This window comes from Aquitalea sp. ASV11 (assembly GCF_016429185.1).
GTDB classification, from domain to species: Bacteria; Pseudomonadota; Gammaproteobacteria; order Burkholderiales; family Chromobacteriaceae; genus Aquitalea; species Aquitalea pelogenes.
The window spans coordinates 39,052-65,000 of the sequence record NZ_JAELUD010000005.1 but is presented as its reverse complement, the minus strand read 5'-3'; the positions used below and the strand labels follow the sequence as shown (position 1 = coordinate 65,000).

General features: G+C 58.3%; 23 protein-coding genes. 6 read left to right on the top strand and 17 right to left on the bottom strand.

What is annotated here, in order from left to right:
* The first annotated feature begins 38 nt into the window (after window positions 1-38).
* Complete coding sequence (locus tag JHD62_RS03260; RefSeq protein WP_199101750.1) at window positions 39-1,373, top strand: APC family permease; 1,335 nt, start codon at window positions 39-41, stop codon at window positions 1,371-1,373.
* Window positions 1,374-1,444: 71 nt separating this feature from the next.
* On the opposite strand, the gene speA is transcribed toward JHD62_RS03260, so the two are convergent.
* From speA to JHD62_RS03235, 5 genes are all read right to left on the bottom strand, one after another.
* On the bottom strand, window positions 1,445-3,325 hold the full coding sequence (gene speA, locus JHD62_RS03255) for an arginine decarboxylase (RefSeq protein WP_199101749.1): 1,881 nt from the start codon (window positions 3,323-3,325) through the stop codon (window positions 1,445-1,447).
* A 356-nt stretch (window positions 3,326-3,681) separates the two neighbouring features.
* Entirely contained in the window at window positions 3,682-4,971 is a 1,290-nt protein-coding gene (locus JHD62_RS03250; protein ID WP_199101748.1) for an FAD-binding oxidoreductase, read from the bottom strand.
* 110 nt (window positions 4,972-5,081) lie between these two features.
* Window positions 5,082-6,263, bottom strand: coding sequence for an ABC transporter ATP-binding protein (locus JHD62_RS03245; protein ID WP_199101747.1), 1,182 nt, complete (start codon window positions 6,261-6,263; stop codon window positions 5,082-5,084).
* A 122-nt stretch (window positions 6,264-6,385) separates the two neighbouring features.
* Window positions 6,386-6,547, bottom strand: coding sequence for a hypothetical protein (locus JHD62_RS03240; protein ID WP_199101746.1), 162 nt, complete (start codon window positions 6,545-6,547; stop codon window positions 6,386-6,388).
* A 302-nt stretch (window positions 6,548-6,849) separates the two neighbouring features.
* Window positions 6,850-8,637: a GGDEF domain-containing protein gene (locus JHD62_RS03235; protein ID WP_239689498.1), complete on the bottom strand. Its 1,788-nt coding sequence runs from the start codon at window positions 8,635-8,637 to the stop codon at window positions 6,850-6,852.
* 207 nt (window positions 8,638-8,844) lie between these two features.
* On the opposite strand from JHD62_RS03235, the gene JHD62_RS03230 reads away from it, so the two are divergent.
* The 3 genes from JHD62_RS03230 (at window position 8,845) to astE (ending at window position 11,565) form a co-directional block, all read left to right on the top strand.
* Window positions 8,845-9,633 carry an alpha/beta fold hydrolase gene (locus tag JHD62_RS03230; RefSeq protein WP_199101745.1) on the top strand — a complete coding sequence of 263 codons (789 nt, stop codon included), beginning with the start codon at window positions 8,845-8,847 and terminating at the stop codon, window positions 9,631-9,633.
* A 38-nt stretch (window positions 9,634-9,671) separates the two neighbouring features.
* On the top strand, window positions 9,672-10,457 hold the full coding sequence (locus tag JHD62_RS03225; protein ID WP_199101744.1) for an enoyl-CoA hydratase-related protein: 786 nt from the start codon (window positions 9,672-9,674) through the stop codon (window positions 10,455-10,457).
* A 100-nt stretch (window positions 10,458-10,557) separates the two neighbouring features.
* Complete coding sequence (gene astE, locus JHD62_RS03220; protein ID WP_199101743.1) at window positions 10,558-11,565, top strand: succinylglutamate desuccinylase; 1,008 nt, start codon at window positions 10,558-10,560, stop codon at window positions 11,563-11,565.
* A 69-nt stretch (window positions 11,566-11,634) separates the two neighbouring features.
* Here the strand turns inward: astE and flgL are convergent, their stop codons facing one another.
* The 12 genes from flgL to JHD62_RS03160 form a co-directional block, all read right to left on the bottom strand.
* Complete coding sequence (gene flgL / locus JHD62_RS03215; protein ID WP_199101742.1) at window positions 11,635-12,549, bottom strand: flagellar hook-associated protein FlgL; 915 nt, start codon at window positions 12,547-12,549, stop codon at window positions 11,635-11,637.
* 15 nt (window positions 12,550-12,564) lie between these two features.
* Window positions 12,565-14,364, bottom strand: coding sequence for a flagellar hook-associated protein FlgK (gene flgK / locus JHD62_RS03210; RefSeq protein WP_199101741.1), 1,800 nt, complete (start codon window positions 14,362-14,364; stop codon window positions 12,565-12,567).
* A gap of 46 nt (window positions 14,365-14,410) precedes the next feature.
* Window positions 14,411-15,376: a flagellar assembly peptidoglycan hydrolase FlgJ gene (flgJ, locus tag JHD62_RS03205; RefSeq protein WP_199101740.1), complete on the bottom strand. Its 966-nt coding sequence runs from the start codon at window positions 15,374-15,376 to the stop codon at window positions 14,411-14,413.
* 89 nt (window positions 15,377-15,465) lie between these two features.
* Window positions 15,466-16,563 (bottom strand): flagellar basal body P-ring protein FlgI, encoded by a 1,098-nt coding sequence (locus JHD62_RS03200; protein ID WP_199101739.1) that lies wholly within the window; start codon window positions 16,561-16,563, stop codon window positions 15,466-15,468.
* Window positions 16,564-16,584: 21 nt separating this feature from the next.
* Window positions 16,585-17,265, bottom strand: a complete 681-nt coding sequence (locus JHD62_RS03195; protein ID WP_199101738.1) for a flagellar basal body L-ring protein FlgH — start codon at window positions 17,263-17,265, stop codon at window positions 16,585-16,587.
* A gap of 126 nt (window positions 17,266-17,391) precedes the next feature.
* Complete coding sequence (gene flgG / locus JHD62_RS03190) at window positions 17,392-18,174, bottom strand: flagellar basal-body rod protein FlgG (protein WP_131359273.1); 783 nt, start codon at window positions 18,172-18,174, stop codon at window positions 17,392-17,394.
* A 51-nt stretch (window positions 18,175-18,225) separates the two neighbouring features.
* Entirely contained in the window at window positions 18,226-18,966 is a 741-nt protein-coding gene (locus tag JHD62_RS03185; RefSeq protein ID WP_199101737.1) for a flagellar basal body rod protein FlgF, read from the bottom strand.
* Window positions 18,967-19,005: 39 nt separating this feature from the next.
* Complete coding sequence (gene flgE, locus JHD62_RS03180) at window positions 19,006-20,244, bottom strand: flagellar hook protein FlgE (RefSeq protein ID WP_131359271.1); 1,239 nt, start codon at window positions 20,242-20,244, stop codon at window positions 19,006-19,008.
* A gap of 40 nt (window positions 20,245-20,284) precedes the next feature.
* On the bottom strand, window positions 20,285-20,980 hold the full coding sequence (locus tag JHD62_RS03175) for a flagellar hook assembly protein FlgD (RefSeq protein ID WP_199101736.1): 696 nt from the start codon (window positions 20,978-20,980) through the stop codon (window positions 20,285-20,287).
* Between the two features lie 15 nt (window positions 20,981-20,995).
* The gene (flgC, locus tag JHD62_RS03170; RefSeq protein WP_045845208.1) at window positions 20,996-21,406 is read right to left on the bottom strand and encodes a flagellar basal body rod protein FlgC; all 411 of its coding nucleotides are present in this window, start codon (window positions 21,404-21,406) and stop codon (window positions 20,996-20,998) included.
* A gap of 2 nt (window positions 21,407-21,408) precedes the next feature.
* Window positions 21,409-21,819, bottom strand: a complete 411-nt coding sequence (gene flgB, locus JHD62_RS03165) for a flagellar basal body rod protein FlgB (RefSeq protein ID WP_045845336.1) — start codon at window positions 21,817-21,819, stop codon at window positions 21,409-21,411.
* A gap of 254 nt (window positions 21,820-22,073) precedes the next feature.
* Entirely contained in the window at window positions 22,074-22,490 is a 417-nt protein-coding gene (locus tag JHD62_RS03160) for an OsmC family protein (protein WP_199101735.1), read from the bottom strand.
* A 122-nt stretch (window positions 22,491-22,612) separates the two neighbouring features.
* Here JHD62_RS03160 and tsaD point away from each other — a divergent pair, with 122 nt between their 5' ends.
* Both tsaD and JHD62_RS03150 read left to right on the top strand, forming a co-directional pair.
* Window positions 22,613-23,638 carry a tRNA (adenosine(37)-N6)-threonylcarbamoyltransferase complex transferase subunit TsaD gene (tsaD, locus tag JHD62_RS03155; RefSeq protein ID WP_199101734.1) on the top strand — a complete coding sequence of 342 codons (1,026 nt, stop codon included), beginning with the start codon at window positions 22,613-22,615 and terminating at the stop codon, window positions 23,636-23,638.
* 42 nt (window positions 23,639-23,680) lie between these two features.
* The gene (locus tag JHD62_RS03150) at window positions 23,681-25,594 is read left to right on the top strand and encodes an ATP-binding cassette domain-containing protein (protein ID WP_199101733.1); all 1,914 of its coding nucleotides are present in this window, start codon (window positions 23,681-23,683) and stop codon (window positions 25,592-25,594) included.
* Window positions 25,595-25,949 lie beyond the last annotated feature (355 nt).

The window sequence follows — 25,949 nt, the reverse complement described above, 5'->3', positions numbered from 1 at the left end:
TGACAACAAACACAAACATGAGCAACAAAGGAGAAACAATGGAAACGAAACAACTGGAGCGCTCGCTGACGCTGGGCTCCGTGGTGCTGTTTGGCCTTGCCTACATGACGCCCATCATCGTGCTGGGTACCTTTGGCATCCTGGCGCAAATGACCGATGGCATGGTCCCCGCCTCCTATCTGGTGGCGCTGGTGGCCATGCTGTTTACCGCCTACAGCTATGGCCGCATGGCAGCGGCCTTTCCGGTGGCCGGTTCGGCCTACACCTACACCCGCAAATCCATCCACGCCAAGCTGGGCTTTCTGGTGGGCTGGGCGGTGTTGCTGGATTATCTGTTCCTGCCAATGGCCATCTGGCTGATCGGCGCGGCCTATCTGGCGTCAGCCTTCCCCAGCATTCCGATGGCCGTATGGGTGATTGCCTTCATCGTGTTCACCACGCTGATCAACATCGTCGGGCTGAAGATGGCCAATACCGTCAACTACCTGATGATGCTGCTGCAATTTCTGGTGCTGCTGGCCTTTGTCGCGCTGTGCATCCACTATGTGGCGGGCGATGCCAGCAAGCCCTTGTGGAATCTGGCGCCCTTCTTCCGTGGCGACATGAAGCTGCCGATGATCATGGCTGGTGCCGCCGTGGCCTGTTATTCCTTTCTGGGTTTTGATGCGGTCAGCACACTTACCGAGGAAACCCGCGATGCACGCCACACCATTCCACGCGCCATCATGTGGATTACCATCATCGGCGGGCTGATTTTCGTGGTGGCGTCCTACTTTGTGCAGCTGGCCCATCCGTCCAGCCAGTTCAAGAGCGTGGATGATGCTGCGTTCGAGATTGCCAAGAATATCGGCGGCGACCTGTTTGCCAGCATCTTCCTGATCGGCCTGATCATCGGCCAGTTTGCCTCCGGCCTGTCGGCGCAGGCCAGCGCCTCGCGCCTGCTGTACGCCATGGGCCGCGACGCGGTGCTGCCGCAGTCCATCTTCGGCAAGTTGCATGCGCGCTTTCGCACCCCGGTGAACAATCTGGTGATCTGCGGCGTGGTGGCCTTGCTGGCACTGAAGCTGGATGTCACCACTTCCACATCCTTCATCAACTTCGGTGCTTTCCTCGCGTTCAGCTTCGTCAATCTGTCGGTGATTGCGCACTACTACGTGCGTCAGCGTCGCCGCGCGCCGCGTGACTTTTTCCTGTTCCTGCTGTTTCCACTGATTGGCATGCTGGCCGACCTGTGGCTGCTGCTCAGCCTGGATAGCCGTGCCATCATGCTGGGCCTGATCTGGCTGGCGCTGGGCATTGCCTATCTGGCCAAGCTCACCGGCTTCTTCCGCCGCGAGCCGCCGGAGCTGGACTTTGTTGAAGCCGAAGGCTGATTCCAGCCCTTCCAGACGTAAAAAAGCCCTGATCACTCAGGGCTTTTTCTTTGGCATCAGACCTGCGCGGCTTACACCGACAGATAGGACGACTGCTTCAGACCACGGCAGAATTCGGCAAAGAACACATTGCGCTCATCGCTGGACAGGTCGGCCGCACGGGCCTTCTCTTCGTAGCGGTTGAGGATTTCTTCCGGCGACAGATGCACATAACGCAGCATGTCTTCGATGGTGTCATGCTCTTCCACGCCTGCAAACTCCAGCTGGCCGTTGTCGCGTACATAAACGTTGACAGAGTCGGTATCGCCAAACAGATTGTGCATGTCACCCAGGATTTCCTGGTAGGCACCCACCATGAACACGGCGATCAGGTATTCCTTGCCGGGTTCAACATCATGCACCGACATGCTGGATTCGATACTTTGCTGGTCGACATACTGCTTCACCTTGCCGTCCGAATCGCAGGTCAAATCCTGCAGCACGGCGCGGCGGGTGGGCTGCTCGTCCAGCCGGTGTACCGGCATGATGGGCAGGATCTGGTCAATGGCCCAGGTATCCGGCAGGCTCTGGAACACCGAGAAATTGCAGAAATACTTGTCGGCCAGCTTGTCGGTCAGTTCGTCGTAAACCTGGCGCTGCGAACGCTGGCTGGCTTGCAGCTGGCGATGCAGACGACGGCACAGGGTGGCGTGCACGTCCTCGGCCATGGCCTTTTCTTTCAGCGAAATACGGCCAGCGGAGTACAGGTCGGACACGTCGGAGGCGTAATGGCTGGCACGGTAATAGATTTCCGTCACCATTTCTTCGTCGGTCAGCTCCATCAGCTCGAACAGCTTGCGCACCGGCTTGGCCAGTACCGACAGGTCGTCCACTTCCGGCACGCTTTCCGGCAGGCGCTCCACATCGGTCACGTTCATGATCAGCACCGCGTGGTGCGCGGTCATGGCGCGGCCGGATTCGGACAGGATGCGCGGGTGCGGAATGCCGTTTTCGTCGCAGAACTCGGCCAGCATCGACACGATGACCTGGGCGTATTCGTCCATGTCATAGTTGATGGAGCTGGCATTGCGCGAGTGGGTGCCGTCATAGTCCACGCCCAGACCACCGCCCACATCGACGTGGTCGATGGGCAGGCCCAGTGCACGCAGTTCGGCAAAGTAACGCACGGCTTCGCGGAAGCCGGCACGGTAGTCGCCGATATTGGCAATCTGCGAACCCATGTGGAAGTGCATCAGCCGCACGCAGTCGGACATGCCGGCAGCAGCCAGCTTGTCGGCAGCGGAAATCAGCTGCGCAGCGGATAGGCCGAACTTGCCCTTGTCACCGCCGGTATCCGCCCATTTGCTGCTAGCCAGCGAGGACAGGCGCACGCGCATGCCCAGCATCGGGCGCACGCCCAGCTTCTGGCTTTCTTCGATGGCCAGGTCAACTTCGGATTCTTTTTCGATGACGATGAACACCTGATGGCCCAGCTTCTGGCCGATCAGCGCCAGACGCACGAACTCGCGGTCCTTGTAGCCATTGCAGATGATGGTGCCGCCCTTGGGCGCCAACGCCAGCACAGCCATCAGTTCCGGCTTGGAGCCGGCTTCCAGGCCGATGGACACGTCGCGGGTGGCGATGATGCTTTTCACCACCGCTTCTTGCTGGTTCACCTTGATGGGGTAAATGGCGGTATAGCGATTGCCGTAGTTTTGCGTGGCAATGGCATTGTCAAATGCGCCGCACAGGCGGGTAACGCGGTCTTGCAGGATGTCCGGAAAACGCACCAATAGCGGCAGATCCAGCCCTTTTGCCCCCAGTTGACGGCTCAATTCGTGCAGATCGATACGTGTGGCATGACGCACATTCGGCTGCACCTGGATGCATCCGTTGTCGCCCACGTCGAAATAGCCCGCCCCCCAATGCCGGATGCCGTACAGGCTCCGGCTATCAGCCACAGTCCAAGCCATGAGATTTTCCCTCAATGATTCGATGGATAACCCCGCTCCTTAGTGCGCGGCTTTCGGGCTACAAAGCTTTTATGTGGGCCTGGGATGTCGGAGCGAAACAATTGATTGTCGGTGTTTTGCATTGCAAAACGAGCGCGGATTTTAACAACATCACGCAGCTTGACAAGTAAAAATTTGATGACGGAACCACAGCGGCATTTTTTGGGGCAAAGCCGTGTCCGGCACAGCCTGGCGTGACGGCAAAAAAACGGCAAATATGCTGCCCGATCAGTCTTTTGACAGCATATCTTCCATTTTGTGGTGCTACACGATAATCATCATCCAACTGGCATGCTAAAGCAGACCAACAACGCGCTTTACAGCGCGTCCTTCATCCGATAATAGGCCATGCCCAGCACCAGTGCTGGCGTGCGCAACAGCTTGCCACCGGGAAAGTCGCGGTGCTGCACGCGGGCAAACACATCCAGCCGGCCTGCGGTACCGGCAATGGCTTCGGCAATCACCTTGCCGGCAATCCCGGTGACATTGACCCCGTGACCGGAAAAGCCCTGCATGTAGTAAATATTGCCATCAAGGCGGCCCAGGTCCGGCGCACGATTGACGGTAATGTCGCAAAAGCCGCCCCAGGCATAGTCCACCCTGACATCAGCCAGCTGCGGGAATACGCGCAACATGTCCTGACGCATGGCGCCTGCCAGATCATGTGGTTCGCGTCCGGAGTAACTCACCTTGCCACCAAACAGCAGACGGTTGTCCGCCGACAGGCGGTAATAATCGAGTACGAAGTTGGTGTCACACACCGCCATATTATTGGCGATCAGGCTGGCGGCGCGTTCACGTCCCAGTGGCTCGGTGGCAATCACATAGGTGCCGGCCGGCATGATCTTGCGCTCCAGCTGGGGCAGCAGCTGGCCAATATAGGCATTGCAGGCCAGCACCACATGCTGGCAACGCACTTGCCCCTGTTCGGCATGCACCACTGCTTGCGCGCCCTGCTCCAGCTTCTGCACCGGGGACTGTTCATAAATCTTCACCCCGGCAGCAATGGCGGCACGCGCCAGACCCAGGGTGTAGTTGAGCGGATGCAAGTGGCCGGAACGCGGATCAAACAAACCACCCTGATAGCGCTCGCTGCCCAGTTGCTGCGCCAGCGTAGCCTTGTCCCACAGCTGCATGCCGCCATAGCCGTATTCGGTTTCAGCCTCGTGTTGCCAGGCTTCCAGCTCCTGCATGTGGCGCGGCTTGATGCCGGCATTGCAAAACCCACGCGTCCAGTCGCAGTCAATGCCGTGTTTTCTTACCCGCTCATCGATGATGTCCACCGCCTCCACCGACATATCCCACATCACCCGCGCCAGCTCGGTCCCCAGTTGCGCACGCAAGGTGTCGGTGCCGCAGGCATAACCGGCAATCACCTGTCCACCATTACGTCCGGAAGCACCAAAACCGATGGCGCTGCCTTCCAGCAAGGTGACGGAAAAACCGCGCTCGGCTAGGTTGAGCGCGGCGGACAAACCGGCCAGCCCGCCGCCCACCACGCAGATATCGGCACTGACCGCGCCTTGCAGTGGCGGGCAGGCCTCCCAGTGGCTGGCACTGGCCTGGTAGTAGGACGGCACGGCAGGCTGATGGGCGAAGCGGAGCATGAGAACCTCGGTGACAGGAAATTGAATTGCGTAAAACAAAAGCCGTGACTACAGGCGTAAAAAAAGCGGACACACTGATGATGTATCCGCTTTTACCTGCTGGATTGACCTTACATGGTCAGGATGACCGGAGCATCGGCACGCCAGCTGACAAATACCGGGTCGCCCCAGGTGGGAGCGGTTTCGTCGGCATCGTACCAGCGCGAGGACGGCACCACCGTTTTGACAACCTTGCCACTGGCCAGCTTGATGTGGAACACGGAGTAGCTGCCCATGTAGGCAATGTTTTCCACCACGCCGGAGGCCATGTTCGGGCCGGCTGCCACGGTCTTGCGGTCCAGGCGTACATCTTCCGGACGGACACTGGCCCACACATGCATGCCCTTGGGACCGGTAATGCCGTGGTCGATACGTACCACACCGCCCAGTTCCTGCGAGGTGATTTCCACGCGGTCCGCTTCATCCACGGTCACCGCACCTTCGAACATATTGGTTTCACCAATGAATTCGGCGGTGAAGCGACAGTTGGGGTAGTCGTAGATTTCGGTCGGGGTGCCCACTTGCAGCAGCTTGCCTTCGGACATGATGCCGATGCGGTCTGCCATGGTCATGGCTTCTTCCTGGTCGTGCGTCACCATGATGCAGGTTACACCCACCTTTTCGATGGTGCTGGCCAGTTCAAGCTGGGTTTGCTGACGCAGTTTCTTGTCCAGTGCGCCCAGCGGTTCGTCCAGCAGCAGCAGCTTCGGACGCTTGGCCAGGCTACGCGCCAGTGCCACACGCTGCTGCTGACCACCGGAGAGTTGATGCGGCTTGCGGTTGGCATACTTGCGCATCTGCACCAGGTCCAGCATTTCATCCACACGGGCGCTGATTTCCGCCTTGGGCAGCTTGTCCTGTTTCAGACCAAAGGCAATGTTTTCGGCCACGGTCATGTGGGGGAACAAGGCATAGCTCTGGAACATCATGTTGACCGGGCGCTCGTACGGCGCCAGGCCGATCACATCCTCGCCATCGAGGATGATCTTGCCCGAAGTCGGGTTGTCCATACCTGCCAGCATGCGCAGCAGGGTGGACTTGCCGCAGCCGGAACTACCCAGCAGCGCGAAAATTTCGTGTTGTCTGATTTCCAGATCAACATGGTCGACAGCAACGTGGTCGCCGAATTTTTTGACCACCCCACTGATTTTCAGATAAGGCTTGTCATTGGCTTGCACTTTCTGAACCTGCTTGGCAGCCTGTGTACCAGCATTTGATTGAACCGGCTTGTTGGCCGCTACAGCATCCGTCATGATTTTGCTCCCTCCTACTATTCCAGCCCAGGCGGCTGATTTCGCGTGTCCGCGACCTGAATAACGGTCAGCTTACAGAAAAGGCAGGTTTGCCACCTTTTCACTCGCACCTAAATCCGCTTTCAAAACAATACCAGTCCCCACCGTGAATGGGCAGTGTCTGGCAAAGAAAAAGCGGGAAAAACGGTCAAACCGGAAACGATACCTTCATGGGGGGGCCTACTGAAGCGGGCGTAGCCTGTGTTGCCGTCATCGACGGCAATGCGTGCTGCGACAAATTTCATGCTGGCTCCTCCCCTACTCTCCCGAACGATCTGGTCAGCACTGTGCATTGATCACAAATGGGCTTAAACATCCCGTCATGTCATGCCAGCATTACTGCCCAAAGCAGTCTATACGCTGCTCTTTTGCTGGAGAGAAGCCTAGCTTACGTTTAATAAATTTGACAAGCCTCAAGACGAAACTTGATCAAAAGTGAGCGAGCAATGTGGCTTTCAGGCCTCACAGTGCTGCATTTGGCGGAAAAAACCAGAATAGGCACTTCACATTTGATACAAAACAGGCTTTCCGGGCCGGCATGTTTAATTCATCGAACAAGTCCACCGGCAGGATGCGCCAGGCGTCGCTCGACAAACAGGCTGCTGCCCGGCTGCTTCTTGGCCTGCTTCTTGGCCTCCGCCGTGGCAGCACCGACTTCGTAATGCGTGGGAAACTGGCCCGGCGCCACCCTGACCACTCCCACCGACAGGGACGTCAGCGGAAAATGCATCTGTTCACCATTACGGCCCGGCATGTCAAAACCACCACTGGCCAGATGCACGGGGTCAAACATGCCTCGCACTGCCGCGTCGAATTGCTGAAGCATCTGCTCCAGCCGTGGCCGCCAGTCTGGCGATTGCAGCAGCAAGGCAAAATCGTCGCCACCAACATGACCGACAAAGTCACGGTCGGCATCCACGCAATCCACCAGCAGCCGGGCCAGCAGGCAGATCATCTCGTCTCCTGCCGCATAGCCGTACAAATCATTGAAGGGTTTGAAATTGTCCAGGTCGGCATAGGCCACCACAAAAGGCAGCTGCGCTTCCAGCAAGCGGTCTATCGCTTCGGACAAGGGAACATTACCGGGCAAGCCGGTAAGCGGGTTGGCATAACGTGCAGCGGAAATCTGCAATTCGGTCATTTTGCGCATCAGGGCAAAGCCGGTTCCCATGCCCAGATACTGCCCGTTTTCGGTAATGATGAAGCCATCCACCAGATAACGCTGCTCGGATGCTACCACCAGCGTGGACAAATCATGCACGTTCAAATCGGCATTCACGATCAAGGGCTGCTTGTCCATCATCGTGGTGCAGGGCTTCTTGCCGTAAAGTTCGCGGTTGAATGGCCGGGCAAAGCTTTCCAGCAGGTGATGACGCCGCAGCAGGCCAACCGGCACGCCATCCTTTACCACCGGGATGGCAAAACGTGCCGGATCGCGGTCAAACAGGCGATAGGCCGCCTCATTGGGCACATCCGGCGTCAGGCAGGGCACTTCCTGCAACAAATCCCGCGCCGTGGCCTGCATTTGCCAGGGCATGCGGTTGCGACCGCCCTCCCACACCACGCCGTTAACGTGAATCTGCAAGTCCAGCGCCGGCACCGCACTGGGCCGCGCCAGCAGATAGCCCTGCCCATAGCGCACGCCCAGCCTTTGCAAGGTGCGCAGCTCGGCCTGGGTTTCAATGCCTTCGGCCACCAGCATGGCGCCGGACTGGCGGGCGATGTCCACCATGGAGCGGACAAATTGCTCTTTCAGCGGGTCCAGATGCAGCTGCTGGACAAAGTGCTTGTCCAGTTTGACAAAGTCTGGCCGCAGCTCGGACCACAGCCGTAAATTGGAAAAGCCTTCGCCAAGGTCATCCAGCGCAATGCGAAAGCCATTGTCGCGGTAATGCGTGGTGGCAAGGCGCAAACTGTCATAGCACGCGGCAGGCGTGGTTTCGGTGACCTCAATGATGATGCGCTCGGCCGACAGACCGATTTTCTGCAGGAAGGCCAGCGTTTCACCCTGACGATGTTCGGGAGCCAGCAAGGTGGCCGGACAGATATTCAGGAACAACAAACCGGACAGCCCAAGTTCGACAAAACGTTCCATGGTGACCTGGCGGCAGCTTCGATCCAGCATCACCGTCAGCTGGCAGCGTTCGGCCTGGTCGAACAGGCTGACCGGCGAGTGCAGCGGGCTGTTGGACGGCCCGCGGATCAGGCCCTCGTAACCCAGCACCCCACCGGTGGTGAGATCGACAATCGGCTGGAATACCGGCTGCAGGCGTCGCTCGCTGATGATTTCTTCCAGTTCGTGACAACGCGAAGCCAGCTGAGCCAGTTCGGTCACTTCCCTTTGCGGCGTACAGTCCATAGCGATGGTTTGATTATCCGGCCAATGTACAAACCGGTACTTTAAACCGTACAAATGACAATCTCTTTACCTGGCCACGGGCAAATCTCAACAAAACGGCCGCTTGCTGGCTCTCCATCGGCAATGCGGCCTAGAATGACAGAAACGACCATCCGCGCAAGCCATCAACCGCAGGAGCCATCCATGCCCCATCTCGCACTCGGCAGCCACTCGGTTTTTTATGAAATCAGCGGTCATGGCCAGCAGGATTTGCTGCTGTTCAACGGCATCACCATGTCCACACCGGCCTGGGGCCTGATGATGCCGGCACTGGAAAGCCAGTATCGCGTGATCCGCTTCGACTTTCTGGGCCAGGGGCAAACCGACAAGCCTGTCGCCGAGAAATACACGCTGGCAGAGCAGGCTGACCTGGCTGCCGCCCTGCTGGATGCCTTGCAGCTGTCGCAGGTTTTTCTGGTGGGGCTGTCCTATGGCGGCATGGTGGCCCAGCACTTTGCCCACCGGCACCGCCAGCGCGTGCGCAAGCTGTTGCTGGCCTCGACCCTGGCCTGGTCGGATGAGGCCAACAACCGCATCAGCCAGAGCTGGATAGAATGCAACCAGGCAGGCGGACTGGATTTGCGTTACAGCGCCAGCATACCCTGGCTGTTTTCCAGCCGTTTTCTCACCGCCAACGCGGCCATGCTGGAGGACATGAAAACCCTGGCCGGCATGGTGGACTGGGACGCAGTCATCCGCCTGATCAACGGCGTGAATGAGCATGATGCCCGCAACTGGTTGCCGCAACTGCAGATTCCTTGTCACATCCTGTTAGGTGCGGAAGACCGGCTCACCCCGCTGTATCAGGCAGAAATCTTGCAGCAACGCATTCCGCATGCCACGCTGGAACAAATTCCGCACGCTGCGCATGTCCTGCATATCGAAGCGGCAGAAGCCTTCAGCCGCAGCATCATCCGCTTCTGCCAGCCCTGACGGGGCCAACAGTCAAACAACAACAAAGGAGAACCCCCATGGAAGAGGCCGTACTGCTCAAGGTAAGCCCGCAAGGCATTGCCACCATCAGCCTGAATCGTGGCGAATTGCACAATGCGCTGGATGACAAGATGGTGGACTTGCTGACCGCCACCCTGGAAACGCTGGCCGAAGACGATAGCATTCGTGTCGTGGTTCTGACTGGCGAGGGCATCAGCTTTTCGGCAGGTCATGACAGCGCCTGGCTGCGACGCCTGACCGAATTTGATGAAAGCCAGCAAAGACGGGATGCCCAGCGCCTGTCCCGTCTGCTGGAAACGCTGGACCACCTGCCCAAGCCCACCATTGCACGGGTACAAGGCTCGGCCTTTGGCATCGGTGCGGCACTGGTTGCCTGCTGCGATGTTTCCATCAGCGTCTTCGAAGCCTTGTTCTGCTTCTCCGACGTGAAACTGGGCATCATTCCGGCACTGGCTGCCCCCTATATCATGCGCGCCATCGGCCCGCGTGCCGCGCGCCGCTACTTTGTCACGGCAGAGCGCATCAATGCAGGCAAGGCACGTCGCCTGGGGCTGATTCACCAGACAGTGGAAAATGACGAGCTGGATGACGCGGTGGAACACATGTGCCGCCAGCTGCTGCTGAACGGCCCGCACGCCATGGTGGCGGCCAAGCAGCTGATCCGCGACATCGAACACCGCGACATTGCCCCCGCCGTCATCGACCTGACCATAGACCGCATGGTGGCCTTGCGGCGCAGCGATGAGGGACAGGAAGGCGTCAGGGCATTCCTGGAAATGCGCAAACCCGGCTGGATAGACTGAATTGCCCAGAAACGGCATGCCCGTTCATCAGCGCGGCATGCCGGCTGCACGCCGGGCGGAAATGGTTACAATCAGACATCGTTTCTTGCCTGGACTGCCGATGACCACTCAGCCTTCCCGTTTTCTGCAACACGTGCTGCAAGCCAACACATCCACCCTGCCGGAATGGCAACTGGCCGCTGGCGTGACTGCGCGCTGGCATGCCGCCAATGTGGTGGAATTATTCCCTGCCGGACAGCACAGCAAGCCCGCATTCATTCTGTTGTCCTGCGGCATCCACGGCAATGAAACCGCTCCCATAGAAGTAATTGACGCCATGCTGGCCGATATTGCCAGCGGCACCCTGCCCTTGCACCACCGGCTGCTGGTGGCATTTGGCAACCCCAAAGCCATGCAGCAAGGCGAGCGCTATCTGGATTACGACCTCAATCGTCTGTTCAATGGCGCCCACCAGCAGCAGCCTGACGCGCAGGAGGCCGCTTGTGCCGCCTTGCTGGAACAAGAAGCCGGCCGCTTCTTTGCCCAGGCTCCGGCCCATGCACTGCGCCTGCATTACGACCTGCACACCGCCATCCGTGGTTCGGTATATGAAAAGTTTGCCATCTACCCCTTCCTGCACCAGCGCGCGCATGATCCGGCCCAGCTCGCCTGGCTGAAACATTGCGGCATCGAGGCAGTTTTGTTGCACAGCAAACCGGCCAACACCTTCAGCTATTACACCAGCCACGCGCATCAGGCGCATGCCTTCACCCTGGAACTGGGCAAGGCCCGCCCGTTTGGCCATAACGATCTGTCCCGCTTTGCCGGTATCGACCAGGCCCTGCGCCAATTGGTAAGTGACACCACGCCACCGATGGCTGACTATCAGCCGGGTGACTATCCGCTGTTCCGGGCCAAGTACGACCTGATCAAACACAGCGAGGCCTTCCGCCTGCACCTGGATGAGCAGGTGGAGAATTTCACGGCCCTGCCTGATGGTTTCCTGATTGCCGAAGATGGTGCAGAACGCTATGTCGCTGATGGCGGGGCGGAACGCATCCTGTTCCCCAACCCCGGCGTCAAACCCGGCCTGCGGGCCGGCATCGTGGTGGAACCTGCCACCCTTTAACCGCCCGGCAGAACCATTAAAAACGGCTACTGTGGTAGCCGTTTTTAATGGTTCTGCCTGAGGCCGGGCTCAAGACATGTAGTTGAACAGGGACAGGCTGGTCACCTTGTTGTACACCAGCTGACTGTACTTGAGCGAAGTCTGGGTCTGGGTAAAGCTGGTAATGGCACTGGGCATGTCCAGATCCTGCAAGTCACTGATGCCACTCTTGTACTGCAAACCCAGCTGGGTCCCCATGTCCTGCACGCTCTGGTTTTCCTGACGACGGGCACCAATCGACGCAATATTGGTGGCCAGGTTCTTCTGGGCGGTATCCAGTGCCGAAACGATATTGCCCATGTCGGTACTGTAAGTGGAAGGCTTGGGGTTCTGCGCCAGCAGGTCATTGAGCGACTTGAGCGCATCAAACACTGCCGTCGGGCTCGTTGCATTGCCAAAGATATTGCTGCCCGCATCGGAAATCTGCATGCTGCGCGAGGCACTGATGGGCACATTGCGCTGACCGGTGTCCCCCTGATAAGTCGCAGCATACGTTGCATCCAGCACAAAGGGCGGCGTATCCACCTTGTTGCCACTGAACAGGTAGTTGCCCTTGCCATCAGTAGCATTGGCGTAACCGGTCATTTCGGAAATGCCCTCCTGCACCTGCTTCTGAATCATCAGCAACTGGTCGGACGACAGGACGGTATTGCCCGCCTGGATGGCAGAAGCCTTAAGGCTGGTCAGCAGATTGGACGCATTGGTCAGCTGAGACTCGGCCAGCGACAAGGTGGACTCCACCGCCTTGGTATTGGTGATGAACTGGGTATTCATCCCGTCGGACTGGTTCAACTGCAGGATGCGTGCAGCAGCAACCGGATCATCGGCCGGGGTAACCACACGCTTCTGCGTATCGAGCTGGGATTGCAAGGACTGCAACTGCGACTGCAGCGACTGCATGTCGTAGGTGCCGGTCTGGTAGGAAGTAGCGGTACTGATTCTCATGATTCAACCCTCGCCTCAGCCACCCATTTGCAGGATTTGCTGGAATAGTGTCTGTGCAATCTGGAGAACCTTGCCAGATGCCTGATATGCCTGTTGATACTTGATCAGGTCGGCGGCTTCCTGATCCATGTTCACCCCGCTGACATTGGAGCGCGAGGTGGTAGCCTGCTGCAGCAGGGTGGTTTGCGACGACGATGCCAGTTTCACCGTATTGGTGGCATTCCCCACAAAGCTGACGGTAGTCGAATAGTAAGTCTGGAAAGACTGCAAGCCGGTATTGGTACCATTCTTGTTATCGTCAACAATCTTGCGGGTCTGCAAGCCCATCATTTCGCCCAGGTTGTTACCGTTGCCGCTGACTGCCGTGCCGGTGGGCACCGGCGAGACATTGATGGTCATGCCAGCCTTCATCTGGCCGGACAGCTGGAACTTGATACCCAGGTCGTTGGCGGGCGTGGCATTGTCCACCAGCTTGTAACCGTTGGATACCGTCGGGTCCGGCACTACGTTGAAGGTCTGACCGTTGTCCGGGCCACCGGTCAGCGTGGCGGTAATGCTGGTTGCAGTGGTGGCATTGATGGTCATGCCGGTCAGGCCAGTGACCGGGTGCGTCGATACCGAAGGCGGCGACGATGTGCTGGCCCAGCCATACGTACCGGGCATGCTGGCCCACACGCCGGATAGCGTGACGCCGGTACCGGACGGGGTGATGCCACCACTGCCCAGTTGCAAAGAAGACGAGGCAGCCAGCTTGGTAGGATCGGACAGCAGCAACTGCATATTGGCCACTGCATCCTGCGGATGCGAGGCGTAACTGGTCATGTCGGCAAAGATCAATCCGCCCTGATTGCCGGACAAATCACGTCCCAGCTGGTTCTGGTAATTCATGGCCGTGGTGAAGTCGATGGCCAGCGTGCCCAGCTTCTGCTGGGTAGACAACAAAGTACCGTCACGAAAATCCAGGTAACCCGCCAGCTGACCACCTGCCAAGGCAGTACTGGGCACCACGGTATTGGTGCCGTTTGCGTTGGGATAGGTAACCTGCACGTTCAGGGGGTTGGTAGGGTCGTTTTGTGTTCCCAGCTTGGTGACATTATTGCCCATCACCAGTGCCTGGCCATTACCGATGAACACGCTGTAGGTACCATCCGATTGCGGCACGGCCTTGGCGCTGACCAGCTTGTTCAGCTGCTCCATGGCCTGGTCGCGCTGATCCATCAGGTCGTTCGGCTGTTGCTGGGTATTGCCCGCGGCAGCAGCGGCAATCTGATTGTTCAGGTCGGCAATGTTCTGCGCCAGCGCATTGATGCTGTTGATGGTGCTGGTGATCTGCGAATTCACCCCGGCCTGCATTTGCGACAGGTTGTTGCCAATGGCGGTGAAATTGGAAACCAGCGCCTGCGACATATTGACCACGGTCTGCCGGCTGGGCACGGAGGACGGGTCTTGCGACAGGGTTTGCAAACTGCTGTAAAAGCTCTGGAAAGAGTTGCTCAGGCCAACCGTGGGATCAGACAACAGGTTGTTGATCTGGTTGAGCTGGGAGAGCTGGCTGGAATAGTAATTACTGCCAGCCTGGGCAGTGAGCACCTGGGTATCAAGATACTTGTCGTAGATGCGACTGATGCCGGTAATGTCCACGCCCTGACCCAGGTAACCGAAGCCTTCCTGTTGCGGCATGCGCGCAGCCTGACTCAGCACCTGGCGGTTATATCCGGGCGTATTGCCATTGGCAATGTTCTGGCCAACAACAGACAGGGCGGTTTGTGCCGCATTCAGGCCACTGACGCCAATGGAAAATATATTTGAGCCCATTTTTTCCTCTCTGCTGTTATATCGACTGCAACTGCTTAAACTTTAATCAGGACCGGACCGACTGCTGCGCCAGCGTGGCGGCAACATCCACCAGCTTGCGCGCATAGCGTGGATCGGTGGCGTAACCACCGTTTTGCAAGCCTTGCGCGAAACCGGCCACATTACGGCCCTGGTTGAGCACAGCCTGGTAACGTGGCGATTCCTTGAGCATGCGGGCATAGTCACTGAATGCATCGGCATAGGAATCGTAGGAGCGGAAGCTGTCCACCCGTTTTTGCGGCACACCATTGACGTATTCAGTCGTGGTGATGCTGGTGGACTTGCCTTGCCAGTCACCAGTCGCCTTGATACCAAACAGGTTATGCGAGTTGCTGCCATCGGCATTGCGAATGGCGCGCTTGCCCCAGCCGCTTTCCAGTGCGGCATGAGCTACCACAAACTCCGGTGCCACACCCAGTTGCGCTGCAGCTTGCCGTGCATGCGGCAACAAGCCCTGTACAAAGCTCTTGCTGTCACCGCCTGCCGTAACCGTTGTCGCCGGTGTCGTCGTACTGCTGCTGGCAGTGGCCGCCTCGGCCTGTGCCACCTGATAGGCCTTCAAGGCGGAAGACTGACTGAAGCGGTTGAGCAACACCGGACCGGACGATGCCGGCTGTAACTGAGTAGCATTGGTTCCCGGATCAAAGCCTTGCTGCTTGGCAATCTGCTGGTAAACCAGGTTGGCAATGCCCATCCCTCCGGCTTTGCTGAGCGACTGCACCAGTTGCTGGTCCAGCATGCCGCGGTAGGTGTCCATGTCGGAATCCTGCTCGTCATCAAACTTGGTCTGACGCATGGTCTTGAGCATGGTCCCCATCAACAGGGCTTCAAACTGGGACGCGGCTTCCTTGGCGGCACCTTGCGGGTCCTTGGCCATACGCGCACGCAGGCCGGACATCTGGGTCGGGTCTACCGCCAGTTGCTGGTTCTGGGCATCTGCTGCCGTATAGCTAGGGGAAAACTGCGTCGTCATGTCTCGCTCCTTGCCGCTCACGTAGCAAGAAGCGGGCCAATGCAAAAGGCCCCGCTTGCGGGGCCTTTTGCCAGCAGGAAAAACAGGGCTCAGATGATCTGCAAATCAGCCTTCAGCGAGCCTGCAGCCTTCATCGCCTGCAAAATGGAAATGAGATCTTGCGGGGTGGCACCAAGCGCATTCAATGCCGATACCACCTGGTTGAGATTGGCGCTCTTGGCCACTTTCAGCACCTTGCCGCCATCACTGGTGACACTGACGTTGGCCTGATTGGTGGCCACGGTCTGACCACCGGACAGGGCTGGCGGCTGGCTGACCTGCGGGTTGTTGCTGATGGTGACTGTCAGGTTACCGTGGGCAATTGCACAAGGTTCCAGCTGCACTGCCTGGTTCATCACGATGGAACCGGTACGGGCATTGATGATGACCAGAGGGGAAACTTCTGCCGGGTCTACGGCAAGATTTTCCATCCGCGACAGAAACTGCACGCGCTGGTTGGAATCAAACGGCGCACGCACTTCCACCAGACCACCATCCACCGCACGGGCAGTACCGCTGCCAAACGCCTTGTTGATGGCCTGCACCACGCGATTGGCCATGGTGAAATTGGCTTCCTGCAATTCCAGATTGATGAATTCGCCACTACCCAGCGCGGTAGGCACTTCACGCTCCACCGTAGCACCACCGGCAATGCGCCCCACGCTCAACTGGTTGATCTGCGCCTTGCTGCCACCGGCGGAGGCTCCCGCGCCGCCAACCAGTACATTACCCTGAGCCATGCCGTAAATCTGGCCATCGGCACCCTTGAGCGGAGATAGCAGCAAGGTGCCGCCACGCAGGCTCTTGGCATCTCCAATGGACGACACTGTCACGTCCAGCGCCTGGCCTTTGCGGGCAAATGGCGGCAGCGTGGCGGTCAGGCTGACTGCTGCTACGTTTTTGGGGTCAACCTTGGTTCCGGGCGGAATCTGCACGCCCAGCTGGGTGAGCATATTGGACAGCGACTGGCCGGTAAACGGTGAGGACGTCACCTTGTCACCACTACCGTCCAGACCCACCACCAGGCCGTAACCCAGCAATTGGTTGGAACGCACGCCGGCGATATTGGTGATGTCTTTCAGCCGTTCGGCCGCCAGCACTTGCGCCCCCAGCATCAGGCAAGTCAGTGCAAGCAGGAATTTTTTCATGATGTCATCCAGTCCTGGCCATCAAATGGGAATGATGCTGAGGAAAAACTTGGCCAGCCAACCCGGCTCATTATACAGGCGGTTATTACCCTTGGTTTCCTGCTCGATGCGGGCATCAGCCACCTTGAGCGAAGATACCGAGCGATCGGCGGCGATGTCCCGCGGATTGACCACGCCGGACAGGCGGATGGATTCGGTATCGCCATTGATGCGCACCACCTTTTCACCGCTGACGATGAGGTTGCCATTGGACAGCACTTCAATCACCGTCACAGTGATGGAACTGACAAAGGTGGTGGCCACCTGATTGGTACCCTTGCCGGTATTGCTGGCCGAACCGCTGCCATTAAGCGACGCCCCCAGTCCCTTGGTGAGACTGCCGGGAATAAAGGGCAGCTGCATGCCGCTGGAAATGGTATCCGACAAGGCAGAAGAACGGGTGGCCGTGGTTTGTTCCGACTGCGAGGTGGACGACTTTTCCTGGATGTTGATGGTGAGCGTATCACCTACCAGCGAGGGCATCTTGTCCTCGAACATGGCGCGATAGCTACCCGACTGGAAGATGGAACCGTTGGCCGGCAAGGTGGCGGCCTGCGGTTGTGGCCGCGCCGTCATTGGCAGGGTCACCAGCGGGGGCTCCTGGGCTGCACACCCGGCCAGTACGGCCACCAGGCCCAGCGTCATCCATTTCAGCATGTTCATATCGCCCTCCTCTTGCATGGCACCTGTTTCATTACGCCATGCCTGCCCTTTGATTGCACAAGCACCTGCATCTGGACGCTATTGGTCGCGCACCTTCTGCGTGACGGTCAACGTCCATGTTCAAACTTACATCTGCGTCAGTTTCTGCAGCATCTGGTCGGCCGTGGTGATGGCCTTGGAATTCATTTCGAAAGAGCGCTGTGCGGTAATCATGTTGACCAGTTCTTCAGTCACATTCACGTTGGAACCTTCCAGGAAACCCTGCATCACCACCCCGCGGCTGTCGGTACCCGGGTCGCCATCCTGCGGGTCGCCGGACGAAGCACTTTGCAGATACAGGTTGTTGCCCACACTCTCCAGACCTTGCGGGTTGATGAAGGTAGTCAGCTGAATGGTGCCGGCCGTTTGCGGAGACGGGTTATTGGGCAGGAAATACTGCACCACCCCGGCATTGGATACCGTGATCTGGGTAGCCGTGCTGGGGATGTTGATATTGGGGTTCAGCTGGTAACCGTCAGAGGTGACAATATCACCACTGGAATTGCGCTTGAATTCGCCATCACGGGTATAGGCCGTGGTGCCATCCGGACGCAGGATGCGGAAGAAGCCGTCACCGGTGATGGCCCAGTCCAGCGGCTGGCTGCTTTGCGTCATGTTGCCCTGGGTAAAGTTCTTGGCGGTGGCAACGGCAGTGGCACCGGTACCCACTTGCAGGCCGGTGGGTGTGGTGCTGCCATCGGCCAGCTGGGCGCCCGGCTGACGCAGGGTCTGATAGTAGAGGTCTTCGAACACAGCGCGCCCGCGCTTGAAACCAACGGTATTGACGTTGGCCAGGTTGTTGGAGATCACATCCAGATTGAACTGGCTGGAGTCCATCCCGGTTTTGGCAACATAAAGCGCACGCATCATGGCGGTGTTTCCTCAGTATTCTTGTTGGTATTCGGTTTGGCGTAATGCAGATCAGCCCATGGCCAGCAACTGGGTGGCTTTCTGATCGTTCTGATCAGCGTTCTGCATCAGCTTGATATTCATGTCGTACTGGCGACCGTGAGAGATCATCTGCACCAGGCTTTCCACCGCATTGACATTACTGGCTTCCAGCGTTTCCGGTACCAGCTTGACATTGGTATCGGCGGTGGCGGTGTCACCATTATTCATGCGGAACAAGCCATCCGGCCCCTTGTACACTTCCTTGGCACCGGGATTGACCAGCTTGATCTGGCCCAGCAGCTGCGGGGTACGGTCCTTGCCGTTTTGCGGCACACCAACCACCGAACCATCCTGTCCCAGCTGCACCTGATAGCCGGTAGGAATGGTAATCGGGCCACCATCACCGCTGATGGGCAGGCCACTGCGGGTGCGCATCATGCCGTTGGCGTCCAGCACATAACCACCGTCACGGGTATAGGCCTCGCTGCCATCGGCAGCCTGTACGGCAAAGAAACCGGGAGAGCCCAGGGCAAAATCGCTGGGGCTGCCGGTATGCATCAGGCTGCCCTGACTCATGTCGTGGCCAATGGTGTTGTCCACCACATAGGTGCGGGTTGGAGCACCAGGCCCTACCACCGGCAAGGCACGGAATGATGCCAGATCGGCCTTGAAGGCATTGGTATGGGCATTGGACAGATTATTGGCCGTGGTTGCCTGCTGCAAATCAACATGTTTGGCACCGGTCATGGCCAGGTACAGCATCTTATCCATTGAATCCCCGCTTCTTCAGGCTGTGGTGATTGTGATCAGTTACAGGTTGATGATGGTCTGCATCAAGGTGTCTTCGGTCTTGATGGTCTGGGCATTGGCCTGGTAGAAGCGCTGCGCCGTAATCATGTTGACCAGTTCCGCCGTGAGGTCGACGTTGGAGTCTTCCAGCGCCTGCGACTGTACGGTACCTGCATTACCGGAACCTGGCGCATTGTAGGCCGGCACACCCGATTGCAAGGTCTGCTGCCAGCGGTTGCCGCCTTCATTCTGCAGGCCTTGCGAGTTGGTGAAGGTAGCCAGTGCCACCTGCCCGATGATCTTGTTCTGACCATTGGAGAAGCTGGCCATGATATTGCCGTGGGTGTCGATGTTCATGCTGCTCAGGGTACCCGGAGCATAGCCATCCACGGTTTCGGTCGGCGTACCGGAAGCCTGGGCCACCTGGGTGGAGCCGGTGTAGTCAATGCTCAGGGTAACTGGCGAGGACGAACCATTTACCGGGGTGGGGCTGAAGGTAACGCTGAACGGCGTGGTGTTGGTCAGATTACCCGAGGTGTCGTAATTCATGGTGTAGGTATTGGGCGTGGTGGCCGGATTGCCGTCCACATAGGCCGTTACCGTCCATGGTGTGCCACTGGTGGTAGCCGTGCCCTTGACGTAGTACAGGGTCAGGTTGTGCTGATTACCCAGACTGTCATATACCTGTGCGGCATTGGACCAGTTGAAGGTGTTGGTATTGGTGGGGTCCAGCGGGGTAACCGTCGGGGTAGTCAGCCGCGAATCCACATTGACCCCCATGGTGACCTTGGTGGTGGCTGCCGGGGAAATCAGGTTGGTTTGCAGTTTCAGGTCGGTCACCGGCCCCTGGGTTACCACGCCATTATTGGCCATCCAGCCTTGCAGGCGGTCGTTGCCATTGACGATGTAGCCATCCTTGTCCACCTGGAACTGGCCGTTACGGGTGTAAGCCAGCGAGCCGGTGGACGAGGTAGGGTTCTGCCGTACGATGAAAAAGCCATTATTGTTGATGGCCAGATCAAGGCTACGTCCGGTAGGCGTAATGTTGCCGGCACTGAAGGACTGGGTTACCGCACTTACCTGCGAGCCGATACCGGCACTGGTACTGGCCACGCCGTAAAAGCTGGTGGAGAACAGATCGCTGAACTCGGTACGCGAGCTCTTGAAACCCACCGTGCTGGCATTGGACACGTTATTGCCAATGGTATCCAGCTGCGAGGACGCCGAATTCAGACCACTCAGACCTTGTTGAAAACCCATGGTACTACTCCCCGAAACCTGATTACGCTAATGAACGGACTTAAGACAGCTGGGCGACGTTGGCAAGGCCAACGCTGGTGCCATCCTTCATGATCAACTGTGGCGAACCGCTGGCCCAGCTCACTGCAGTCACCGCCTGATTGGCATAAGGCGTGGCAGTGACGGCGGTGCTGCTGGCGCTGGTAGCCTGGGCAGAGAAGGTGTATTTGCCGGTAGGCAGCTGGTTGCCATTGGCATCCTTGCCATCCCAATTGAAGGAATTCAGGCCAGTGCTGGGGCTCTTCACCGTGAGGGTATCCACCACCGTGCCATTGGCATCCTTGATGCTGACGGTGTAATCGGTTGCCGCACCACTCAGATTGACTGCCCCTTGTACCGAACTACCGCTGGTAAGGTTGAGCGCACTGCCCGGCACCAGCGCCTGCTTGCCAATCATGGTGGCTGCCATCAGCGACTGGTTGGCGGCCTGCGACTGCACCAGGCTTTGCATGGCGGTGTTGAGGGTCTGCATGCCGGACACCTGGCTGATCTGCGCCATCTGGCTGGTGATCTGACTGTTGTCCATCGGATTCATCGGATCCTGCGCTTGCAACTGGGTGACCAGCAATTTCAAGAAGCGGTCCTGAATACCCTGGGCACTGGTATCGGTATTGGAATTGGTCGAGCTGGTTCCGCTGCTGGAATTACCGTTCAGCACTGCATACGGATTGGACGAGGAATTAACCGAGCTGGTCATGGCATGGGCCTTTCATCACTGACCCAGCTGCAGGGTTTTCTGCAGCAAGGTCTTGGCGGTATTCATCATTTCCACATTGGTCTGATAAGAACGCGAGGCGGAAATCATGTCGGACATTTCCTCGACCGGATTGACATTGGGCATGTTCACATAGCCTTTTTCGTCCGCCAGAGGATTACTGGGGTCATACTTCAGACGCGGCGGCGTCTGGTCTTCCACAATCGAAGTCACCCGCACCCCCGCCACTTGCGGCTGGGAGGCACTGACCGGCAAGGCCGTAAACACCACATGACGGCCCTTGTAAGGCTGACCAGTGGAGCTGGTGGCACTTTCCGCATTGGCGATATTGCTGGCCACCACGTTAAGCCGCATCGACTGGGCGGTCAGCGCGGAACCGGAAATGGCAAAAATATTGGCAAGAGACATGTTTACTGGCCTCCACCGGTAATGGCGCTGTTCAGCGTGGAAATGCGCTTGCTCAGGAAGGTCAGCGTGGACTGGTACTGCAGCGCGTTATCGGCAAATGCGGCACGCTCCACGTCCATGTCCACGGTGTTACCGTCCAGGCTTTGCTGTACCGCATTGCGATACTGCACGGCAGGCTTGCCGGCGGCACCTGCGGCATCGCCCGGCAAGTGACGCGCATCGGTCACGTTCATGGCCAGCTTGTTCTGGCTGCCCTGTGCTGATTGCAAGGCCTGCTTGAAATCAAAATCCACTGCCTTGTAATTGGGGGTGTCGGCGTTGGCAATATTGCTGGCAATGACTTCCTGGCGGTATGCGCGCAGATTGAGCGCCCGCTGCTGAAAATCGAATTCCTTGCCAATCTTGTCCAACATGACCATGCCTCCCTGAATGTGCACTCTCATTAGCAGGAATCATGCCAACCCAATAGCAAACCGTAGATGCCTGATTTTATTGACTGGAGGCCGATCTCGCCGTCCCATGGGAACAGTACGGGTCCGGCAAGGCGGCAAGTTTTGCCGCTGTGCCACCTCGGCTGCCGCCTGCGGCAAAAATAAAACCGCCACTACCTGATGGCAGCGGCGGCCTTGTTTTACTGAACCGGACACCGGAGTGCCGGAAGCAGGCATCAGCCCTCTCGGACCTCGAAGTCGTGGGTGATGTCAGCAGTCTTGCCGAGCATGATGGAGGCCGAGCAGTATTTTTCTGCCGACAGCTTGATGGCACGCTCCACCACTTCCGGTTTTAATTCACGCCCGGTCACCACAAAGTGGAAATGAATCCTGGTGAACACCTTGGGTTCGCTATCCGCGCGTTCGGCTTCCATTTCCACCCAGCAGTCGGTCACTTGCTGGCGGGATTTTTTCAGGATGGAAATCACGTCATAGCTGGTACAGCCAGCCGTACCCAGCAGCAGCAGCTCCATCGGCCGCGGGCCCAGATTACGGCCACCACCTTCCGGCGCTCCGTCCATCACCACCGCATGGCCGCTGCCGCTTTCGCCCATGAAACACACGCCATCCACCCATTTCAGCCTTGCTTTCACTGCCAGTCCCTTCCTGTTTTGTTGCGCGCAGGTGCGCCTGATTGGCACAGACTATCATTCCGGATTTGGGCAGACAAAGATTAGCCGGTAAAATGGAAAGATTGCCCTGTTATAAAGCCATCATGCTGGTACTTGGAATCGAATCATCGTGCGACGAAACCGGCGTTGCACTGTACGACCTCACGGCGGGCCTGGTTGCCCACCAATTGCATACACAAATGGCAATGCACGCCGAATACGGTGGCGTGGTGCCAGAACTTGCCAGCCGCGACCATATCCGCCGCGTCATCCCGCTGACCGAAGCCTGCCTGGCCGATGCCGGCAAAACCCTGGCCGATGTCGATGCCATTGCCTACACCCAGGGCCCCGGTCTTGGTGGTGCGCTGATGGTGGGAGCCAGCGTGGCCAATGCGCTGGCCTTCGGCCTGAACATTCCGGTGATCGGCGTCCATCATCTGGAAGGCCATTTGCTGTCGCCGCTGCTGGCCGACCCGCGTCCGGACTTTCCCTTCATTGCCTTGCTGGTTTCCGGCGGCCACACCCAGCTGATGGCGGTGCATGGCATCGGCCAGTATGAAGTACTGGGCGAAACACTGGACGATGCCGCAGGCGAAGCCTTCGACAAAACCGCCAAGCTGCTGGGCCTGCCCTACCCCGGCGGCCCGCTGCTGTCACGCCTGGCCGAGGAAGGCGACCCGAACCGTTTCAATCTGCCGCGCCCCATGCTGCACAGCGACAACCTGGACATGAGCTTCTCCGGCCTGAAAACTGCCGTGCTGACCCTCAGCAAGCAGGTTGAAGCCGAGCACGGCCAGATTGACGAGCAAACCCGCAAGGATATTTGCCGCGCCTTCCAGGAAGCCATTGTCGAAGTGCTGGTCAGCAAATCGCTCAAGGCGCTGAAACAGAGCGGCATGAAAAAGCTGGTGGTAGCCGGCGGCGTCGGTGCCAACAAGCAGTTGCGTGCCACGCTGGATCAGGCCGCCAGCCGCCGCAAGCTGGAGGTGTACTACCCGCCACTGGCGCTGTGCACCGACAACGGCGCGATGATTGCCTTTGCCGGCGCCATGCGCCTGCGCCATGCCATCCCGCCGGGCAGCTACTCCATCAAACCACGCTGGGACCTGTCCACGCTTCCCGCTGCTTAATATCCCGTCGGCACAGCACGCTGTGCCGCACAGAAACCAGACATGATCCAATTGAAAAACCTCAGCCTGCGTCGCGGGCTGAAAGACTTGCTGATCGACGCCAGCCTCACCCTAAACCCCGGTTACAAGACCGGCCTGGTGGGGGCCAACGGTGTGGGCAAGTCCAGCCTGTTTGCCTTGCTCAAGGGCGAATTGCATGCCGATGCCGGTGATGCCGACATTCCCAAGCAATGGGTGATGGCGCATGTGGCGCAGGAAACCCCGGCGCTGGACACCGCCGCCATCGACTATGTACTGGATGGCGATCAGGAATTGCGCCAGCTGGAAGCCGAACTGGCCGCGGCCGAAGCGCGTGATGATGGCAGCGCCATTGGTCATCTGCATGGCGAACTGGCACGTATTGAAGCCTATTCCGCCCCGGCCCGTGCCGCCAAGCTGTTGACCGGCCTGGGCTTTGCCGTGGAAGCACACCGTAACCCGGTGAAGAGTTTCTCCGGCGGCTGGCGCATGCGGCTGAACCTGGCCCAGGCGCTGATGTGCCGCTCCGACCTGCTGCTGCTGGACGAACCCACCAACCACCTGGATCTGGAAACCGTGCTGTGGCTGGAAGACTGGCTGCAAAGTTATCCGGGCACCTTGCTGATCATCTCGCACGACCGCGACTTCCTGGACAGCATTTGCAGCCATATTGCCGAAGTGGCCAACCAGACCCTGACGCTCTACACCGGCAATTACAGCCAGTTTGAAACCATGCGGGCGGAAAAGCTGGCACGCCAGCAGGGCGAATATGACAAGCAGCAACGCCAGATCGCCCATCTGGAATCCTTCATCACCCGCTTCAAGGCCAAGGCTACCAAAGCCAAGCAGGCGCAAAGCCGGGTGAAGGCACTGGAAAAGCTGGAGCGCATTGCCCCGGCCCACGTCGCCTCGCCGTTTGATTTTCACTTCGACAGCCCGGACAACCTGCCCAACCCGCTGCTGCGGCTGGACAAGGTGGATATCGGCTATGGCAGCACCACCATCCTGCGCGGGCTGTCGCTGTCAGTGGAAGCCGGCAGCCGCATCGGCCTGCTGGGGGTGAACGGCGCCGGTAAATCCACGCTGGTGAAGCTGCTGGCGGGCGACCTGCCGCAGCAGGCAGGTGAGGTGATCAAGGCGCAAACGCTGAAGATTGGCTATTTCGCCCAGCATCAGCTGGAAACCCTGCGTGAGGACGAATCACCGCTGCAGCACATGCAGCGGCTGGCACCGACGGTGCGCGAGCTGGAACTACGCAGCTTTCTGGGCGGTTTCAACTTCCGTGGCGACACGGCAACCGACTTGGTCGGCCCGATGTCCGGTGGCGAAAAAGCCCGTCTGGCGCTGGCGATGATCGTCTGGCAAAAGCCCAACCTCTTGCTGCTGGACGAACCCACCAACCACCTGGACCTGGAAATGCGCCACGCGCTGACGCTGGCCTTGCAGGACTTCTCCGGCGCGCTGATTGTGGTATCGCACGACCGCAGTCTGCTGGAATCCACCACCGACCTGTTCTGGCTGGTAAGCGACGGCACGGTCAAGCCGTTTGATGGCGATCTGGAAGACTACCGTCAGTGGCGTCTGGCCCAGCTGGCCGAAGGCAACAAGCCATCCAGTGGCGACGCCCAGTCGGTGAACCGCAAGGAACAAAAGCGCCAGGAAGCCGAAGCCCGCCAGAAACTGGCGCAGCTGAAAAAGCCGCTGCTGAGCAAACTGGCCAAGCTGGAGAAGCAACTGGAGCAGTTGAGCACGGAAAAAAACCAGCTGGATGCTTTTATGTCTGACGAAGACGCCTATAGCGACGCCAATAAGAGCAAGCTGGCCGAAGCCGTCAAGCGACTGGGCGTGGTCAGCAGCGAACTGGTACAGGTGGAGGAAGACTGGATGCTGTTGCAAGAAGAGCTGGAAGCGCTGGAGAGCAGCGCACAGGCCGACTGAAACCGTTGCCTGCCAAGGGTTGTGGCCGGTCAGCCACGGTCACACCCTTGCAGCCGGCTGCAATTATCCACAGCAATCAGCGGATAACTCTGTGGATAAGTACTGAACAAATAAAAAAAGTCTTTTGCCGTGAGCCACTTGCTGGCGCTGCCTAGAAAAAAGGCAGATCAGCAAGATTCAATGCCTAATTTGACAAGTCTGCAAACAAGGCAAGCCAGGATATTGAAAAACTATTCTAAGTCATTGTTTTTAATTAATTATATATAATATATATTAGCAATTTAATTGCATTAATTATAATTAAAATTCCATAAGCATAACGACTTCATTGCCACATCTTTTCCACATCAACTTC

Coding starts and splice junctions, on each gene's coding strand:
- JHD62_RS03260 (WP_199101750.1), top strand. CDS start 39: ATGGAAACGAAACAACTGGAGCGCTCGCTGACGCTGGGCTCCGTGGTG.
- speA (WP_199101749.1), bottom strand. CDS start 3,325: ATGGCTTGGACTGTGGCTGATAGCCGGAGCCTGTACGGCATCCGGCAT.
- JHD62_RS03250 (WP_199101748.1), bottom strand. CDS start 4,971: ATGCTCCGCTTCGCCCATCAGCCTGCCGTGCCGTCCTACTACCAGGCC.
- JHD62_RS03245 (WP_199101747.1), bottom strand. CDS start 6,263: ATGACGGATGCTGTAGCGGCCAACAAGCCGGTTCAATCAAATGCTGGT.
- JHD62_RS03240 (WP_199101746.1), bottom strand. CDS start 6,547: ATGAAATTTGTCGCAGCACGCATTGCCGTCGATGACGGCAACACAGGC.
- JHD62_RS03230 (WP_199101745.1), top strand. CDS start 8,845: ATGCCCCATCTCGCACTCGGCAGCCACTCGGTTTTTTATGAAATCAGC.
- JHD62_RS03225 (WP_199101744.1), top strand. CDS start 9,672: ATGGAAGAGGCCGTACTGCTCAAGGTAAGCCCGCAAGGCATTGCCACC.
- astE (WP_199101743.1), top strand. CDS start 10,558: ATGACCACTCAGCCTTCCCGTTTTCTGCAACACGTGCTGCAAGCCAAC.
- flgL (WP_199101742.1), bottom strand. CDS start 12,549: ATGAGAATCAGTACCGCTACTTCCTACCAGACCGGCACCTACGACATG.
- flgK (WP_199101741.1), bottom strand. CDS start 14,364: ATGGGCTCAAATATATTTTCCATTGGCGTCAGTGGCCTGAATGCGGCA.
- flgJ (WP_199101740.1), bottom strand. CDS start 15,376: ATGACGACGCAGTTTTCCCCTAGCTATACGGCAGCAGATGCCCAGAAC.
- JHD62_RS03200 (WP_199101739.1), bottom strand. CDS start 16,563: ATGAAAAAATTCCTGCTTGCACTGACTTGCCTGATGCTGGGGGCGCAA.
- JHD62_RS03195 (WP_199101738.1), bottom strand. CDS start 17,265: ATGAACATGCTGAAATGGATGACGCTGGGCCTGGTGGCCGTACTGGCC.
- flgG (WP_131359273.1), bottom strand. CDS start 18,174: ATGATGCGTGCGCTTTATGTTGCCAAAACCGGGATGGACTCCAGCCAG.
- JHD62_RS03185 (WP_199101737.1), bottom strand. CDS start 18,966: ATGGATAAGATGCTGTACCTGGCCATGACCGGTGCCAAACATGTTGAT.
- flgE (WP_131359271.1), bottom strand. CDS start 20,244: ATGGGTTTTCAACAAGGTCTGAGTGGTCTGAATTCGGCGTCCTCGCAG.
- JHD62_RS03175 (WP_199101736.1), bottom strand. CDS start 20,980: ATGACCAGCTCGGTTAATTCCTCGTCCAATCCGTATGCAGTGCTGAAC.
- flgC (WP_045845208.1), bottom strand. CDS start 21,406: ATGTCTCTTGCCAATATTTTTGCCATTTCCGGTTCCGCGCTGACCGCC.
- flgB (WP_045845336.1), bottom strand. CDS start 21,819: ATGTTGGACAAGATTGGCAAGGAATTCGATTTTCAGCAGCGGGCGCTC.
- tsaD (WP_199101734.1), top strand. CDS start 22,613: ATGCTGGTACTTGGAATCGAATCATCGTGCGACGAAACCGGCGTTGCA.
- JHD62_RS03150 (WP_199101733.1), top strand. CDS start 23,681: ATGATCCAATTGAAAAACCTCAGCCTGCGTCGCGGGCTGAAAGACTTG.